We start from the raw sequence: 14,632 nt of genomic DNA on the forward strand, positions 1-14,632 counted from the left end.
GGGCTGGTGCCCGCCGAGGAGCGCGACGAGGCCGCCCACGCCCTCGACCTCCTGACCCAGCGGATCGCCGAGCGGGTCGACCTCGACCGGGTCCTCACGCTGGCCCGCACCGCACCCGACCTCGACGAGGCGCCGTGGGACGCGGCGCGCGAGGTCGCCGCCCCCACGGACCGGAGGCCGGTCGTCGCGATGGCCGGCGGTCGCGCCTTCACGTTCCGCTACGCCGAGACCGAGGAGCTGCTGCGCGCAGCCGGCTGCGACGTCGTCACCTTTGACCCGCTCACCGACCGGGCGCTGCCCGCGGGCACGAGGGGCCTCTACCTCGGCGGCGGCTTCCCCGAGGTCCACGCCGCCGACCTCAGCGCCAACACCGCGCTGCTCGGAGCCCTGAGACAGGCCGTCGCCGACGGGGTCCCCACGGTCGCCGAGTGCGCCGGCCTGCTCTACCTGTGCCGGACGGTCGACGACGCCGCGATGATCGGCGCGCTGCCGGCCGATGCTGCGATGACGCCCCGGCTCACGCTGAGCTATCGCCGAGCCACCAGCCCGAGCGACACGCTGCTGGCGCGGGCCGGCGAGACCGTCACCGGCCACGAGTTCCACCGCACGCAGGTGAGCCCGCCGGCCGGGCACGACGCGGCCGCCTGGGTGATCGACGACCTGCCCGTCGGCTTCGCGTCCGCCCGCCACCACGCGTCGTACCTCCACACGCACTGGGCGGGCCACCCCCACCTCGCCCAGCGCTTCGCCGACGCGGTCCACGGCTGAGATGGAGCCCCTGCACGACGCCCTGCGGCACCACGGCGACGTCGAGGCCACCGCGGGCCTGGTCGACCTCGCCGTCAACGTCTACGACGAGGCCCGGCCCGCCTGGCTCGACGAATCCCTGCGAGGAAGCCTCGACGACGTCGGGCGCTACCCCGACGCGACGGGAGCCCAGCAGGCACTGGCGATCCGGCACGGCCGCGACCCCGACGAGGTCCTGCCGACGGCCGGTGCGGCCGAGGCGTTCGGCCTGCTGGCGCGCCTGCGGCCGTGGCGGCACCCGGTGGTCGTGCACCCGCAGTTCACCGAGCCCGACGTGGCCCTGACCCAGGCCGGCCACCCGCCCGACCACGTGCTCCTGCGGGCCGAGGACGGCTTCGCGCTCGACCCGCGTCACGTCCCCGACGACGCCGACCTGGTGGTCGTCGGCAATCCCACCAACCCGACCGGCGTGCTCCACCCGGCGGCTGCGATCCGAGCCCTGGCCAGGCCGGGTCGACTCGTCGTCGTGGACGAGGCGTTCATCGACTTCGTGCCCGGCGAGCAGGAGTCTCTCGCCGCCCGCGACAGCGAGAAAGCCCCACCAGGGCTGGTGATCGTGCGCAGCCTGACCAAGCTGTGGTCGATCCCGGGCGTGCGTGCGGGCTACGTGCTGGCGGCCCCCGACGTCGCACGCGACCTGCGCGCGGGCCAGGCCCCCTGGTCGGTCTCGACGACGGCCAGCGCAGCCATGCAGGCCACCGCGACGGGGCAGGCGCGCGAGGAGCAGGAGCGGCGGGCAGCGCGCACGACCACCGCCCGTCAGGTCCTCGTCGACGGCCTCACCGCACGGGGGATCGAGACCGTGCCGAGTCGCGCGCCCTTCGTCCTGGCGCGTGTCGGCGACGGCGTCCATGCCCGGCTGAGGGCGACCGGGTGGGCCGTGCGGCGTGCCGACACCTTCCCGGGCCTGGGGCCCGACTGGGTGCGGATCTCGGTCCGTGCGCCGGCGGTGACACAGCGGCTGCTCGATGCCCTAGGGTGAGCGCACGGGCACGAGGAAGCCGGTGGGAATCCGGCACAGTCGCGCTACTGTGACACCCCCTCCCGAGGGGGTGGAGTCAGACCCGAAGGCCCGTGAATCCCCAACTATCCAGGGACGCACGTATCCCTCAGGAGGACTCATGTCGCACGTCACCCCTGCCCCGATGGCAGGCCCCCTCTCGGTCGAGATCCCCTCGATCCCCGCAGCGCAGCTCGCGCCGTGGCTCTTCTTCGCCGGTCTGCTCGGTGTCCTGGCCATCGTCTTCGTCGGTGCCGAGCAGGGCGCCTTCTCGGTGTTCTCCGGCACGATGCTGCACGAGTTCGTGCACGACGGTCGCCACCTCCTCGGCTACCCCTGTCACTGACGGCCGACTGACATGGCGCGGTCCGAGACCCTGACCGCCCGCACCTTCCTCCTCCACGGCCTGCTGGCCGGCCTCGTGGCCGGCCTGCTCGGCTTCGCCGTCGCGTCCGCGGTCGGCGAGCCCCCTCTGGCGAGCGCGATCGCCCTCGAGGGTGGCCACGAGGAGGCCGGTGCCGGTGACGGTCACACGCACTCCCACGGCGAGGAGGCCTCCGACGACGAGGCCTCCGCCGTGTCCCGCAGCACCCAGAGCACCTGGGGCCTGCTCACCGGCACCACGGCCATCGGGCTGGCGCTCGGCGGCCTGGTCGCCCTGGGCGCGGCCGGCGCCATGGGGCGTCTCGGTCGCCTCCGCCCCGGCCAGTCCACCGCCCTCGTGGCGGCGGTCGGCTTCGTGGCGGTGGCGCTGGTGCCGTTCCTGAAGTACCCCTCGCTCCCGCCCGGAGTCGGCAGCGGCGACACCATCAGCGAGCGCACGGCGGCGTACTTCACCTTCCTGCTGGTCTCCGTCGTCGCCGCCGTCCTCGCCGTGGCGCTGGCGTCCCGGCTGGCCCCCACCCGTGGGGCGTACGCCGCCACGCTGGCCGGGGCGGGTGGCTACCTGGTCGTCGTGGTCCTGGCCGCAGCGGTCCTGCCCGCGGCCCAGCAGCTCGGCGACTTCCCGGCCGACACGCTGTGGTCCTTCCGCCTCGGGTCGCTGGCGACGCTCGCCACGGTCTGGTTGGTGATCGGGGTGGTCCTCAGCGGACTGGTCGGGCGCACGTGGGCCCGGAGCCAGGAGCGTGAGGCACGCCGCGAGCTGGCGGCCTCGCTCTGAGACGGGACCCGCGGCCGGACCTAGAGCCGCAGCGCTCGGCCTGCGACGACCAGCACCACGTCGTCGCAGGCCGTCGCGACGCGTTGGTTGACGACCCCGAGCAGGTCACGGAAGACGCGGCCCGAGCGGTGGTCGGGCACGATGCCGAGGCCCACCTCGTTGGTGACCAGCACGACCGGTCCGACCGCCTCGCCCAGCGCGGCGACGACGGCGTCGGTCGCATCGGTCACGGTGGCCTCGAGCACCTCCCGCCCGGCCTCCCAGCCGGCGTCGTCGAGCAGGGCGGTGAGCCAGGTGCCGAGGCAGTCGACGAGGACCGGGCCGTCGGACCCGCGGATCGCCGCGGCGACGTCGGTGGTCTCGACCGTGCTCCAGCTGTCGGGTCGCCGCGAGCGGTGCACCGCGACACGGGCCGCCCAGTCGGGGTCGGCCTCCTCGTCGGGCACGGGCCCCGGGGCGACGTAGCGCACGGGCTCCTCACCGAGCAGCCGCTCGGCATAGGTGGACTTGCCGGAGCGGACCCCGCCCGTGACCAGGACCTTCATCGCGCGTCACCCTATCGGGGTCTGCGATGAGCCCGCGGGCGGCCGGCCTGCTGCTCGGCCTGGCCGCCGACCGGGCGCTCGGCGACCCCGTGCGGTGGCACCCCGTGGCCGGCTTCGGCCGGCTGGCGGGCGCCCTCGAGCAGGTGACGTACGACGACGCGCGCGGCGCGGGCGTGCGGCACACGGCCCTGCTGGTCGGTGGCACGGTCGCCCTCGGTGTCGCCGCGGAGCGGGCCACCCGCGACCGGCCGCTGCTCCACACCCTCGTCACCGCCGCCGCGACCTGGACCGTGCTCGGCGGCACGTCGCTGGGCCGCGAAGCCACGGCCGTCCACGACCTCCTCGCCGCGGGCGACCTGCCCGCCGCCCGGCAACGGCTGACCCACCTGGTCGGCCGGGACACCTCGGCGCTCGACTCCTCGGGCATCGCCCGCGCGGTCGTCGAGTCGGTCGCGGAGAACACCTCAGACGCGGTCGTCGCGCCGCTCGTGCTCGGGGCGGTCGCGGGGGTCCCGGGGTTGCTCGGCTACCGCGCCGCCAACACCCTCGACGCGATGGTCGGTCACTGCACGCCGCGGCTCGAGCGCTTCGGCTGGGCGTCGGCCCGCCTCGACGACGCGCTCAACCTGCCGGGGGCACGACTCGCGGGCGCGCTGACGGTGCTGCTCGGGGAGGACCGACGCGGCGGCGTACGCGCCTGGCGGCGGGACGCCGCCGCCCATCCCAGCCCCAACGCGGGCGTGGTCGAGGCCGCCTTCGCGGGCGCGCTCGGCCTGCGACTGGGCGGGCTGACGACCTATGCGTCGGGGGTCGAGCAACGGCCGACCCTCGGCGACGGTCGCGACCCGGGCCCGGCCGACATCGTCCGCTCGACCCGGCTCGCGACGCGCGTGCAGGTCGGCGCCGGCGTGGTGAGCGCGGGCCTCGCCCTCAGCGGCGGTCGGCGACCCAGGCGAGCGCGGCGGCCGCGTCGCTGACGACCTCGACGCCGACCGGAGCCGGGCGGCGCACGACGACCACCGGCACCCCGAGCGCCGAGGCGGCGTCGAGCTTGGGCCGCGTCAGGTCGCCGCCGGAGTCCTTGGTGACGAGCACGTCGGTGCCGTGCTCGCGCATCAGCGCGAGCTCGCCGTCGAGCTCGTAGGGCCCACGGTCCAGCAGCACCCGCCACGCGGCAGGCAGGTCCACCTCGGGCGGGTCGACGACGCGCACCAGCGCGTGCGCCTCGGCCAGGGGCCCGGTGAAACGCCCCAGCGACTGACGACCGACGGTCAGGAACGGCCGGTCACCCAGGGACGCCGCCACGCTTGCGGCCGCGTCGTGCCCGTCGACCCAGTGCCACGCGTCAGCGCCGGGGAGCGACGACCAGCCGGGACGCTCGAGCCGGAGCAGCGGCACACCCTCGGCGGCACACGCCTGGGCAGCGTGGTCGGTGATGCCCGCGGCGAAGGGATGGGTGGCGTCGACCACGACGTCGTAGGACGCCTCCCGCAGGTGTGCACGCAGTCCCTCGACACCTCCGAAGCCGCCCAGCCGGGTCTCCCCCACGGGCAGCCGCGGCCGCGCGACCCGTCCCGCGAGCGACGACAGCACCTCGATGTCGGCCTCGACCAGCAACCGGGCGAGCTCGCGGGCCTCACCGGTGCCGCCGAGGAGCAGGACGCTCATCGGTCGCGCCCGGGCGCGAGGAGGGGCAGCCCGGCCGGGGCGCCGTGGGCGACCAGGTCGAGCAGCGCCTCGACGTCGAGGTGCTCCTCGACGAGGTCGGCGAGCAGCTCGAAGCGGGCCTCCCGGCGCTCGGCGAAGACCACCCCCGCCGGCTCGTACGACGTCCCCGCGGCCTGCGCGGCCGCCCCCAGGAGGGCCTCGCGCAGCGCGTCGGCCTCGAGGCTGCCGTGCCACATGGTGCCGAAGACCGCGCCCGCCCTTGCCCCGCCGAGGAAGTCCTCGATGTCGGCCCCACGGGTGATGCGGCCGTGGTGGATCTCGTAGCCGTGGGCCTCGGCCCCCAGCGCCCGCCCGGTCGGCAGCCGCAGCACCTTGTCGGCGCCGAAGGTGGTCTCGACGTCGAGCAGGCCCAGCCCGTCGACCACCGCGCCCGCCGCGCCCTCGACCCCTGCGGGGTCACTCACCTGCCGCCCCAGCATCTGGAAGCCGCCACAGATGCCCAGCACGGGCTTGCCCGAGCGAGCGTGGGCGAGGACGGCCCGGTCGAGCCCGCGGCTGCGCAGCCAGGCGAGGTCCTCGATCGTCGCGCGGGTGCCGGGCAGCACGACCAGGTCGGCGTCGGCCAGCGCGCGTGGGTCGGAGGCGAAGACGACGTCGACGTCGGGCTCGAGCCCGAGCGCGTCGACGTCGGTGAAGTTGCTGATGCGCGGCAGCCGCACGACCGCGACCCTCAGCCGGGCCACGGTGTCCGAGGCACGCCGACCCTCGAGATCGAGCGCGTCCTCGGAGTCGAGCCACACGTCGGGTCGCCACGGCAGCACGCCGAAGACCGGCCTGCCCGTCAGCCGGGTCAGCTCGTCGGTGCCGGGCGCGAGCAGGGAGACGTCCCCGCGGAACTTGTTGACCACGAAGCCCGCCACCAGCGCCTGGTCGGCCGGCTCGAGCAGCCCGACCGTGCCGTACATCGCGGCGAAGACCCCGCCCCGGTCGATGTCGCCCACGACCACGACCGGCATCGAGGCGTGCCGGGCGAGCCCCATGTTGACGTAGTCGCTCGCGCGCAGGTTGATCTCCGTCGGCGAGCCGGCGCCCTCGGCGACCACCACGTCGAAGCGGCTCGCCAGGTCGTCGTACGCCGTGTGCGCGGCGTCGCGCAGGTGGGTGCGGCCGCCGACGAAGTCGCTCGCCGACAGGCTGCCGGCCGGTCGGCCCATCACGACGACGTGGCTGCGCCGCTCACCACCGGGCTTGAGCAGGACCGGGTTCATCGCCGGCTCGGGGACGGCGCGGGCCGCCAGGGCCTGGGTCCACTGGGCGCGGCCGATCTCGGCGCCGGCGCCGTCAGGGCCCGCGCAGACCATCGAGTTGTTGGACATGTTCTGCGCCTTGTAGGGCGCGACATGCAGTCCTCGCCGCGCGAACGCGCGGCAGAGCCCGGTCGTGAGCACGCTCTTGCCGGCGTCCGAGGTGGTGCCGGCGACGAGGAGCGAGCCGCGGACCGCGCTCAGCGGCCGCGCCGCCACACCACGACCGACTGGTCGGGGTCGGACGGTCGGAGCACCGGGAGCCGGTTGGGCGGCCCGGCCGCGCGGCGCACCATCACGGCCTGGCGCAACGCCTCGCGGGTGGCCTCGAGCTCGGCAAGGAGCTCCTCGTTGCGGCGGGCGAGGGCGGCAGCGCGGTTCTCGAGGTCGAGGATGCGCCGCACCCCCTCGATGCCGATGCCCGAGGAGGTGAGGTCGGCGATCTCGCGCAGCCGGTCGATGTCACGCGGGGAGTAGCGGCGACCGCCACCGCCGGTGCGGCCGGGGGTGATGAGCCCCAGCCGCTCGTAGGTGCGCAGCGTCTGCGGGTGCAGCCCCGTCAGCTCCGCGGCGACGCTGATCACGAAGACCGCAGCGTCGGGCCCGGGAGCGGCGAAGGGGTCGCGCGCGGGCATCACGCACCGGCCTCGAAGAGGTTGGCGCGAAGGGGCTTGCCGGCCATGGCCTGACGATAGGCCTCGATCGCGGCGCGCGCCGGCTCATCGAGCACGGCGGGCACCTGGACCTCGACCGTGGCGAGCAGGTCGCCGTGGGAGCCGTCGGCCTTGACCGCGCCCTTGCCGCGCACCCGGAAGGTGCGCCCGTTGGGGGTGCCTGCCGGGATCTTGAGCGTCACCGGGGTCCCACCGAGCGTCGGGACCTTGATGTCGGCGCCGAGGGCGGCCTCGTCGAAGGAGACCGGCACGGTGAGCGTCAGGTTGTCGAGCTTGCGCCCGAAGAGCCGGTGGGCACCGACCTTGACGACCACGAAGAGGTCGCCGGCGGGGCCGCCGTTCTCGCCGGCCGCGCCCTTGCCGCGCACCCGGATCCGCTGGCCGTCCTTGACGCCCGCGGGGATGCGGGCCTGGATGGTGCGCGCGGACATGCCGCGACCGTTGCCGTGGCAGGTCGCGCACTTCTCGTCGTAGACGAGCTGGCGGCCGCCGCAGGCGGGGCAGGTCTCGTTCATCGAGAACGCACCGCCGACCGAGGCCGTGACATAGCCGGCGCCGTCGCACTCCGGGCAGACCCGCGGGCGGGTGCCGGCCTTGCCGCCGGTGCCGGAGCAGTCGGGGCAGGGCGCGTCGGAGGTCAGCCGCAACGAGATCGTGACACCGTCGATGGCGTCGGTGAAGCTGATCGTCGCGGTGGTCTCGACGTCGGCGCCCTTGGCGGGGCGGCGGACCTGCTGGCCGCGCCGGCCCCCGCCGAAGAGGTCGCCGAACATGTCGCCGAAGCCGGCACCGCCAGCACCGCCGGCCCGGTCGCGGAGCAGGTCCTCGACGTTGAAGCCGCCGCCACCGCCGCCGGCGAAACCGCCGCGGGCGGCCCCGGAGCCGTAGAGCGAGCGCATCTCGTCGTACTTGGGACGCTTGTCGGCGTCACCCACGACGTCGTAGGCCTCGGCGACGGCCTTGAACTTCTCGTGCTTGGCGGTGTCGCCGGGGTTGGAGTCGGGGTGGTTGGCGCGCGCGAGCTTGCGGTAGGCCTTCTTGATCTCCTCGCCCGACGCGTCCTTCTTGACGCCGAGCACGGCGTAGAAGTCCTTCTGGGCCCAATCGGCCCGGAATCCGTTGTCACTCATCGCGCACCTCCCTCCCTCGTCGTGGTTGTTACTGGTCGGCCGGGTCGACGACCAGGACCTGCGCGGCGCGCACGACCCGGTCACCGATCTTGTAGCCGGACTTGGCGATGACCTTGCACGTCGTCACCGTGACCTCGGGATCCTGCCCGATGTGGGACAGGGCCTCGTGGACATTGGGGTCGAAGGCGTCACCGACCGTGCCGAACTTGATGAGCCCGAGGGACGCCACGGTGCGCTCGAGCTGCTCGGCGACGGCCTTGAAGCCGTCGTCGAGGGGCCCGTGCTCCTTGGCGCGGTCGATGTTGTCCAGGACCTCGGTGATCGGCGCGAGCGCGGCGTAGGTCGCGTTCTCGCGGATCAGGTCCCGGTCACGGTCGACCCGGCGCTTGTAGTTGAGGAACTCCGCCTGCAGCCGCTGCAGGTCGGCGGTCCGCTCCTGGAGCGCACCCTCGATCGCCGCGAGGTCGGAGGGCTCGAGCGGAGCCCCCTCCTCGATGAAGTCCGAGACACGCAGCTCGTCCTCGGTCTCGGTGCCGGACTGCTCGTGCAGGGGCACCTCGACCTCGGTCTCGTTGGGCATCTCGGCCGCGGCGTCGCCGAACGTGCCGTCCGCCGCGCCCTCCTCTGGGGTCACTTGGTGTCCTCGGCGGGACCGTCCGTGGCCTCCTCGTCGACGATCTCGGCGTCGACGACGTCGTCGTCGGCCTCGCCCGTCGCGCCGGTGGCGCCACCCGCAGCGGCCTGGTCGGCCTCCGCGGCGGCGTACATCGCGGCACCCATCTTCTGGCTGGACTCACCGAGCTTGCTGATGCCGGCGTTGAGCGACTCCGAGCTGGCCTCGGCGTCCTCGAGCGTCTCCTTGAGGGCGTCGAGGTCGGCCTGGACCTCGGTCTTGACGTCTTCGGGGATCTTGTCGCCGTTGTCGGCCAGGAACTTCTCGGTCGTGTAGACGAGCTGGTCGGCCTGGTTGCGGACCTCGATGGTCTCGCGACGCTTGGCGTCCTCCTCGGCGTACTGCTCGGCCTCCTTGACCATCCGGTCGATGTCGTCCTTGGACAGCGCGGAGCCGCCGGAGATCGTCATCGACTGCTCGCGGCCGGACGCCTGGTCCTTGGCGGAGACGTGGACGATGCCGTTGGCGTCGATGTCGAAGGTGACCTCGATCTTCGGGATGCCGCGGGGGGCCGGCGGGAGACCGGTGAGCTCGAAGTTGCCGAGCCCCTGGTTCTGCGCCCACATCTGACGCTCGCCCTGGGCGACCTTGATCTCGACCGACGGCTGGTTGTCGTCGGCGGTGGTGAAGATCTCCGAGCGCTTGGTCGGGATCGTGGTGTTGCGCTCGATCAGGGTGGTCATGACGCCGCCCTTGGTCTCGATGCCGAGGGAGAGCGGGGTGACGTCGAGGAGCAGCACGTCCTTGACCTCGCCCTTGAGGACGCCCGCCTGGAGCGCGGCGCCGACGGCGACGACCTCGTCGGGGTTGACGCCCTTGTTGGGCTGCTTGCCACCGAGGAGCTCGGTGACGAGCTCGCTCACCGCGGGCATGCGGGTGGAGCCACCGACCAGCACGACGTGGTCGATCTTGTCGACCGCGACGCCACCGTCCTTCAGGACGTTCTGGAAGGGGGTCTTGGTGCGGTCGAGCAGGTCGGCGGTCAGCTTCTGGAACTCGCTGCGCGTCAGGCGCTCCTCGAAGTGGAGGGGGCCGGACTCGCCGTGGGTGATGTAGGGCAGGTGGATCGTGGTCTCGGCCGAGGACGACAGCTCGATCTTGGCCTTCTCGGCGGCCTCCTGGAGGCGCTGCTTGGCGATCTTGTCGGCCGCGAGGTCGACGCCGTTGTTGTCCTTGAACTTCTTGACCATCCACTCGACGACGCGGTTGTCCCAGTCGTCACCACCGAGGTGGTTGTCGCCGGAGGTCGCCTTGACCTCGACGACGCCCTCGCCGATCTCGAGGAGGGACACGTCGAACGTGCCGCCGCCGAGGTCGAAGACGAGGATCGTCTGGTCGTCGCCCTTGTCGAGGCCGTAGGCCAGCGCGGCCGCGGTCGGCTCGTTGACGATGCGGCTCACGTTGAGGCCCGCGATCTCGCCGGCCTCCTTGGTCGCCTGGCGCTGGGCGTCGGAGAAGTAGGCCGGCACGGTGATGACCGCGTCGGTCACGGGCTCACCGAGGTAGGCCTCGGCGTCACGCTTGAGCTTCTGGAGGACGAACGCGCTGATCTGCTGCGGCGTGAAGTCCTTGTCGTCGATCTTCTGCTTCCAGTCGGTGCCCATGTGGCGCTTGACCGAGCGGATGGTGCGGTCGACGTTGGTGACCGCCTGACGCTTGGCGACCTCGCCGACGAGGACCTCGCCGGACTTCGCGAACGCGACGACCGAGGGGGTGGTGCGCGCACCCTCGGCGTTGGCGATGACAGTGGGCTCGCCACCCTCGAGGACGGCGACGACGCTGTTGGTCGTCCCCAGGTCGATGCCGACAGCACGTGCCATGGTGTTACCTCCGGTGATCCGGCCCCGATCGGGGCGCTGGGTGAAGACTGTGGGTGACAGTCTTGCAAACAAGTTGAGTCCACTCAACTCAAGTTCGCTCACGGGGTAGAACGGAAGGTCGGCGGGCTTTGTTCCCGCCGCTTCCGACGCGCAGGGGTGTCTAGCGCGGCCAGTCGGTCCACGTCGCCCCGGCGTCCCGGCTGACCACGAGCCCGGTCCCGGTGAAGGTCGCCGCGAGGAGCAGCTCACCGACCGCGCCGAGGAAGAGGGCGTCGTCGGGCAGGTCCAGCGGACGCCAGCCGGAGTCGTCGCTGTCGTCGTCGAGGGACCCGACCCAGGGCCGCTGGTCGCCGAGCGCCACTCGGCCGTCCGGCAGCTCCTCGACGGAGGCGCCGAAGAAGTCGGGGTCGTCGATGTCGTCGAGGTCGGCTCTGTCCCAGGGCCCCGAGGTCCTGCCGACGGGGCGGTGGCGCAGTGCCACGGCCTCGTTGCCCGTCCTCCCGCCCAGGACGGGCACGACGACGGAGCCGCCGACGACGCGCACGCGGTCGGGATAGCCGTCGGGCGTGGGCAGCTCGAAGGTCGTGGTCGTCCACGGCGCCGCGCCGTCGGCGGAGTGGAGCACGTCGATCGAGGTGCCCTGCCAGGCGACCAGGGCCCAGACACCACCACGGTCGTCGAGGTCGATGTCGAGGGCACGACGGTCGTCGGGCCTGCGCTCGGCGTAGCGGTAGGTCGCGAGGTCCGCCGGACGGAAGAAGCGCAGCTGGTCGATCGCGACGTCGCCGCGTCGGGTCGGCGTCGGCCTGCGGCTGTTGACGACCGGCACGACCTCGCCGTCGGCGCGGACGAGCTCGAAGCGCGGCAGGGTCCAGTCGGGGCGCAGCAGCACACCCTCGGAGGTCGACCACGCGTCCGGGCTCGCGCTTTGCTCGCTCACGCGCACGCCGCGGCCCTCCGCGACCCGGTCGCCCTCGTCGTCGTACAAGCGCCAGGCGGACGCCTGCGGACCCTCGTCGTCGTCCGAGGCCACGAGGAAGGAGACGAGCACCTCGCCGGTCCCGGTCGAGGCGACGCGCGTCGCGCGGCCGGCGCCCACGATGTCCTCGACCGTGGCGTCGGGATCGGCGGCAACCTCGATGCTGCGGTCGGGGTCGTACGACGTGCCGCCCGCGCCGCTGTCGGGCCCGGCCGTGCAGCCCGTCAGCAGCAGGGCGGCCATGACGAGCGAGCTCAGCGCGCGCGTGCCGTCCACGTCTCGCCTCCGTCCTCGCTGACCTGCACCGGGTCGACCCCGGTGCCGAGGTCGTAGAGCACCCCGTCGCGCTCGCGCAGGGCGCCGGCGCCGTCGTCGGCGAGGTCGACCTGCTCCCAGTCGCCCTCCTCGGTGCCGGTGAACCAGGAGGGACCGGTGTCGCCGAGCAGCAGCCGGCCGTCGGCCATGACGTCGAGGGAGGGGCCGTACCACTCCTGCGCCTCGATGCCCTCGAGCGGCACCGAGCGCCACTCCTCGGCGGCCGGCGCTGCGGCGTCACGGACGGCCAGCGAGGCGAGGGTCTCGCCCATGTCGCCGGCCAGGAGCGGCACGTAGACCAGCTCGTCGCTGACCTGGACCCCGTCGGGGTAGGTCTGCGGCGGCACCGGGAGCGGCACCTCGGTCCAGGGCTCGCGGCCGTCCGTGGAGGTGGGGACGCGCAGCCGGGCACCGTCAGCGTTGGGAGTGGCCCACACGCCCCCGTCGGCGTCGATGGCGATCTCGAAGACGTCCTGGCCGATCGGGCGCAGGTCGGGCAGCCGGTGGACGACCCCGGGACCGTCGCCCTCGCCGGGTCGGAAGAAGTAGGGCAGGCCCAGGGCGACGTCGCCGGGTTGCGTCGCGGTAGGCCCCTTGACCACCGGCGCCTCCTCGACCTCGCCCGCGCTGGTCACCACGTGCCACGTCGGCTGGCCCTCCGTCGGTTGCACCAGCACACCGTCGTCCAGGTCCCACAGCTCCGGGAGCGCGCTGGCCTCGAAGACGCGGACCCCCTTGCCGTCGGCGACGGTGGCGCCCTCGTCGTCGTACAACCGCCAGGCGGACGCCTGGGGTCCCTCGTCGTCCTCGGACTCGACCACAAAGGTCACGAGCACCGCGTCGTCCCCGGCGAAGGACAGCCGCGCGGGCCGCCCCGCCTCGATGATCTCCTCGGCCGTGGCGTCGGGATCGGCGGCGACCTCCCACATCTGCTCCGGGTCGACCGGCGGCGCTCCCGAGGGCGCGTCCGTGCCGCTGCCGCAACCGGCGAGGGCGAGCGTCAGGGCTCCGACGCTGACGGCGACGAGGTGGTGCTGGGTCCGAGACATGCCCCCATGGTCACTCACGTGGCGCCGACCTCAGCCCAGCTCCTCCAGGATCGCGTCGCGGTCCTCGTCGGGGACCGACTCGGCCACGTAGATCGTGACGGTGCCGTCGTCGGCCCTCACCCCGATCACCTCGGCCGGCTCGTAGCCCTCGAGGGCCACCAAGGGGACCTTGTCGGGCTCGGTCGGGAAGAAGGCGCCCTGGGGGTCCTGACCCATGTCGTCGCAGTCGGAGAGGGCGCCCTCACCCACCTCCTCGCTGACGTCCCGGCCGGTCGTCCCGAAACCGACGTAGACGACGTCCTCGAAGCGCATCAGCTGCGCGCAGTCGGCCGAGACCTCACCGCCACCGCTGCCGGCTCCGGCGCAGGCGGGGAACAGGGTGAGCGCGCCAGCGAGGGAGGCGGTCAGGAGCGCGGCGTCGGTCCTCATCACAGCAGTGTCGCCCGGGAGCGCAGCCAGTCCTCGAGGCGCGCCAGCTCCGCGGCGTCGGTGATGAACGACCGCCGGCCGGGCGGGGGCAGGAAGCCGACCACGTCCATCACGTCGAAGAACGGCTGCGGCGCACGCCCGGTGCGCGCGACGTAGGCGTCGGCGAAGGCCTGCGCGGCGTCCGTGCCGTGGTGGAGCGCGATGTTGCTGCAGCCGTGGGCGACGTCGAGCCACGCCGGCCCGAGGGACGTCTCGACCCAGTCGACGACCCCGCCGACCTCGTCGCCGACCCACAGCACGTTGCGATGGTGGAAGTCGCGGTGGATCAGGCGGGGCTCGTACGACGGAGGGTCGGTGCGCAGGAGGGCGAACGCTGCCTCCCACAACCCGGCGTCGCTCGCCCAGGGCGGCACGACGTGCTTCGCCTCCCACGCCCAGGACTGGTAGTCGCGCACCTCGATCGTGGGCTCGACGTCGTGGATCGCCGCGAGCACGTCGGCCAGCCGCTCGAGCGACGCGGCGTCGACGCGGTCGACGTCGACCTCGCCGGGGACCAGCGTCATCAGGTGCGCCGCGACGCCGCCGTGCTCGCCCTCTGCATCGAGCGCGAGCGACCGCGGTGCCGGCACCGGGGTCGGCGCCAGCATCCGCTGGACCTCCGCCTCCCGAGTCGTGAGCGCGGCGCCGTGGGTGCGCCACGGCTCCTCGGTCATGAGGCGGAGCACGACCTCGTCGCCCCCCTCCGGTGTGAGCGCGAGCATCGTCGAGGTCCAGCCGCCCTGGAGCTCCCGGACGTCCTCGACCGGGCCGACACGGCCCTCGACCCAGGACCGTGCGGTGTCGCTCAGGTGCGCCATGGCGACCCGAACCGGGCGACGTGGTGCCAGACCTTCTTGAGGTCCTGCGGGTCATGGCGCCCCTCGCGGATCGCGCGGCCGACGACCTCGGCGTCCAGGCAGCCGTGCTCCGCGATGCTGCGGCCGACCTCGACGACGCCGTGCACGTGCGCCTCGACGTAGACGTCCAGCAGGTCGGCGGCGCTCACCGGACCGATGCTGCCATGCGGATCGGTGGGGA

At 73.6% G+C, this 14,632-nt stretch carries 16 protein-coding genes, 1 pseudogene and 1 riboswitch; of the genes and pseudogenes, 5 read left to right on the forward strand and 12 right to left on the reverse strand.

Annotated elements, in window-relative coordinates; genetic code table 11:
- The 4 genes and pseudogenes from AAG827_RS08705 to AAG827_RS08720 all read left to right on the forward strand — a co-directional run.
- A pseudogene (locus AAG827_RS08705) lies at positions 1–768 on the forward strand (cobyrinic acid a,c-diamide synthase); the annotation flags it as partial.
- Between the two features lies 1 nt (position 769).
- A complete protein-coding gene (gene cobC / locus AAG827_RS08710; RefSeq protein ID WP_341925523.1) occupies positions 770–1,789 on the forward strand; it encodes an Rv2231c family pyridoxal phosphate-dependent protein CobC in 1,020 nt (339 codons plus the stop codon).
- Between the two features lie 14 nt (positions 1,790–1,803).
- Positions 1,804–1,871: riboswitch (cobalamin riboswitch) on the forward strand.
- Positions 1,872–1,928: 57 nt separating this feature from the next.
- Positions 1,929–2,153 (forward strand): CbtB-domain containing protein, encoded by a 225-nt coding sequence (locus AAG827_RS08715; RefSeq protein WP_341925524.1) that lies wholly within the window; start codon positions 1,929–1,931, stop codon positions 2,151–2,153.
- Positions 2,154–2,165: 12 nt separating this feature from the next.
- On the forward strand, positions 2,166–2,969 hold the full coding sequence (locus AAG827_RS08720) for a CbtA family protein (protein WP_341925525.1): 804 nt from the start codon (positions 2,166–2,168) through the stop codon (positions 2,967–2,969).
- Positions 2,970–2,989: 20 nt separating this feature from the next.
- Here the strand turns inward: AAG827_RS08720 and AAG827_RS08725 are convergent, their stop codons facing one another.
- Positions 2,990–3,514 (reverse strand): bifunctional adenosylcobinamide kinase/adenosylcobinamide-phosphate guanylyltransferase, encoded by a 525-nt coding sequence (locus AAG827_RS08725; RefSeq protein WP_341925526.1) that lies wholly within the window; start codon positions 3,512–3,514, stop codon positions 2,990–2,992.
- Between the two features lie 26 nt (positions 3,515–3,540).
- Between AAG827_RS08725 and AAG827_RS08730 the strand changes: the two genes are divergently transcribed.
- Positions 3,541–4,491, forward strand: a complete 951-nt coding sequence (locus tag AAG827_RS08730; RefSeq protein ID WP_341925527.1) for a cobalamin biosynthesis protein — start codon at positions 3,541–3,543, stop codon at positions 4,489–4,491.
- Here AAG827_RS08730 and AAG827_RS08735 read toward each other — a convergent pair.
- The 11 genes from AAG827_RS08735 to AAG827_RS08785 form a co-directional block, all read right to left on the reverse strand.
- Positions 4,445–5,182 carry a cobalt-precorrin-6A reductase gene (locus tag AAG827_RS08735; RefSeq protein WP_341925528.1) on the reverse strand — a complete coding sequence of 246 codons (738 nt, stop codon included), beginning with the start codon at positions 5,180–5,182 and terminating at the stop codon, positions 4,445–4,447. The two genes, AAG827_RS08730 and AAG827_RS08735, sit on opposite strands and share 47 nt — an antisense overlap.
- The gene (locus tag AAG827_RS08740) at positions 5,179–6,705 is read right to left on the reverse strand and encodes a cobyric acid synthase (protein WP_341925529.1); all 1,527 of its coding nucleotides are present in this window, start codon (positions 6,703–6,705) and stop codon (positions 5,179–5,181) included. The genes AAG827_RS08735 and AAG827_RS08740 overlap by 4 nt, the downstream gene beginning before the upstream one ends.
- Positions 6,687–7,121, reverse strand: coding sequence for a MerR family transcriptional regulator (locus AAG827_RS08745; RefSeq protein ID WP_341925530.1), 435 nt, complete (start codon positions 7,119–7,121; stop codon positions 6,687–6,689). The genes AAG827_RS08740 and AAG827_RS08745 overlap by 19 nt, the downstream gene beginning before the upstream one ends.
- A complete protein-coding gene (dnaJ, locus tag AAG827_RS08750; RefSeq protein ID WP_341925531.1) occupies positions 7,121–8,290 on the reverse strand; it encodes a molecular chaperone DnaJ in 1,170 nt (389 codons plus the stop codon). Before dnaJ ends, AAG827_RS08745 begins: the two co-directional genes overlap by 1 nt.
- A 28-nt stretch (positions 8,291–8,318) precedes the next feature.
- Positions 8,319–8,924 (reverse strand): nucleotide exchange factor GrpE, encoded by a 606-nt coding sequence (gene grpE / locus AAG827_RS08755; RefSeq protein ID WP_341925532.1) that lies wholly within the window; start codon positions 8,922–8,924, stop codon positions 8,319–8,321.
- On the reverse strand, positions 8,921–10,783 hold the full coding sequence (gene dnaK / locus AAG827_RS08760; protein WP_341925533.1) for a molecular chaperone DnaK: 1,863 nt from the start codon (positions 10,781–10,783) through the stop codon (positions 8,921–8,923). The genes grpE and dnaK overlap by 4 nt, the downstream gene beginning before the upstream one ends.
- Positions 10,784–10,943: 160 nt before the next feature.
- A complete protein-coding gene (locus AAG827_RS08765; RefSeq protein WP_341925534.1) occupies positions 10,944–12,038 on the reverse strand; it encodes a hypothetical protein in 1,095 nt (364 codons plus the stop codon).
- Positions 12,017–13,126 carry a hypothetical protein gene (locus AAG827_RS08770; RefSeq protein WP_341925535.1) on the reverse strand — a complete coding sequence of 370 codons (1,110 nt, stop codon included), beginning with the start codon at positions 13,124–13,126 and terminating at the stop codon, positions 12,017–12,019. The genes AAG827_RS08765 and AAG827_RS08770 overlap by 22 nt, the downstream gene beginning before the upstream one ends.
- A gap of 30 nt (positions 13,127–13,156) precedes the next feature.
- Positions 13,157–13,555 (reverse strand): DUF6281 family protein, encoded by a 399-nt coding sequence (locus tag AAG827_RS08775; RefSeq protein WP_341925536.1) that lies wholly within the window; start codon positions 13,553–13,555, stop codon positions 13,157–13,159.
- Positions 13,555–14,412 (reverse strand): aminoglycoside phosphotransferase family protein, encoded by an 858-nt coding sequence (locus tag AAG827_RS08780; protein ID WP_341925537.1) that lies wholly within the window; start codon positions 14,410–14,412, stop codon positions 13,555–13,557. The genes AAG827_RS08775 and AAG827_RS08780 overlap by 1 nt, the downstream gene beginning before the upstream one ends.
- Positions 14,400–14,600: a hypothetical protein gene (locus tag AAG827_RS08785; RefSeq protein WP_341925539.1), complete on the reverse strand. Its 201-nt coding sequence runs from the start codon at positions 14,598–14,600 to the stop codon at positions 14,400–14,402. The genes AAG827_RS08780 and AAG827_RS08785 overlap by 13 nt, the downstream gene beginning before the upstream one ends.
- Positions 14,601–14,632: the final 32 nt, after the last annotated feature.

Origin of the sequence: Nocardioides psychrotolerans (genome assembly GCF_943371775.1) — a bacterium.
GTDB lineage: Bacteria > Actinomycetota > Actinomycetes > Propionibacteriales > Nocardioidaceae > Nocardioides > Nocardioides psychrotolerans_A.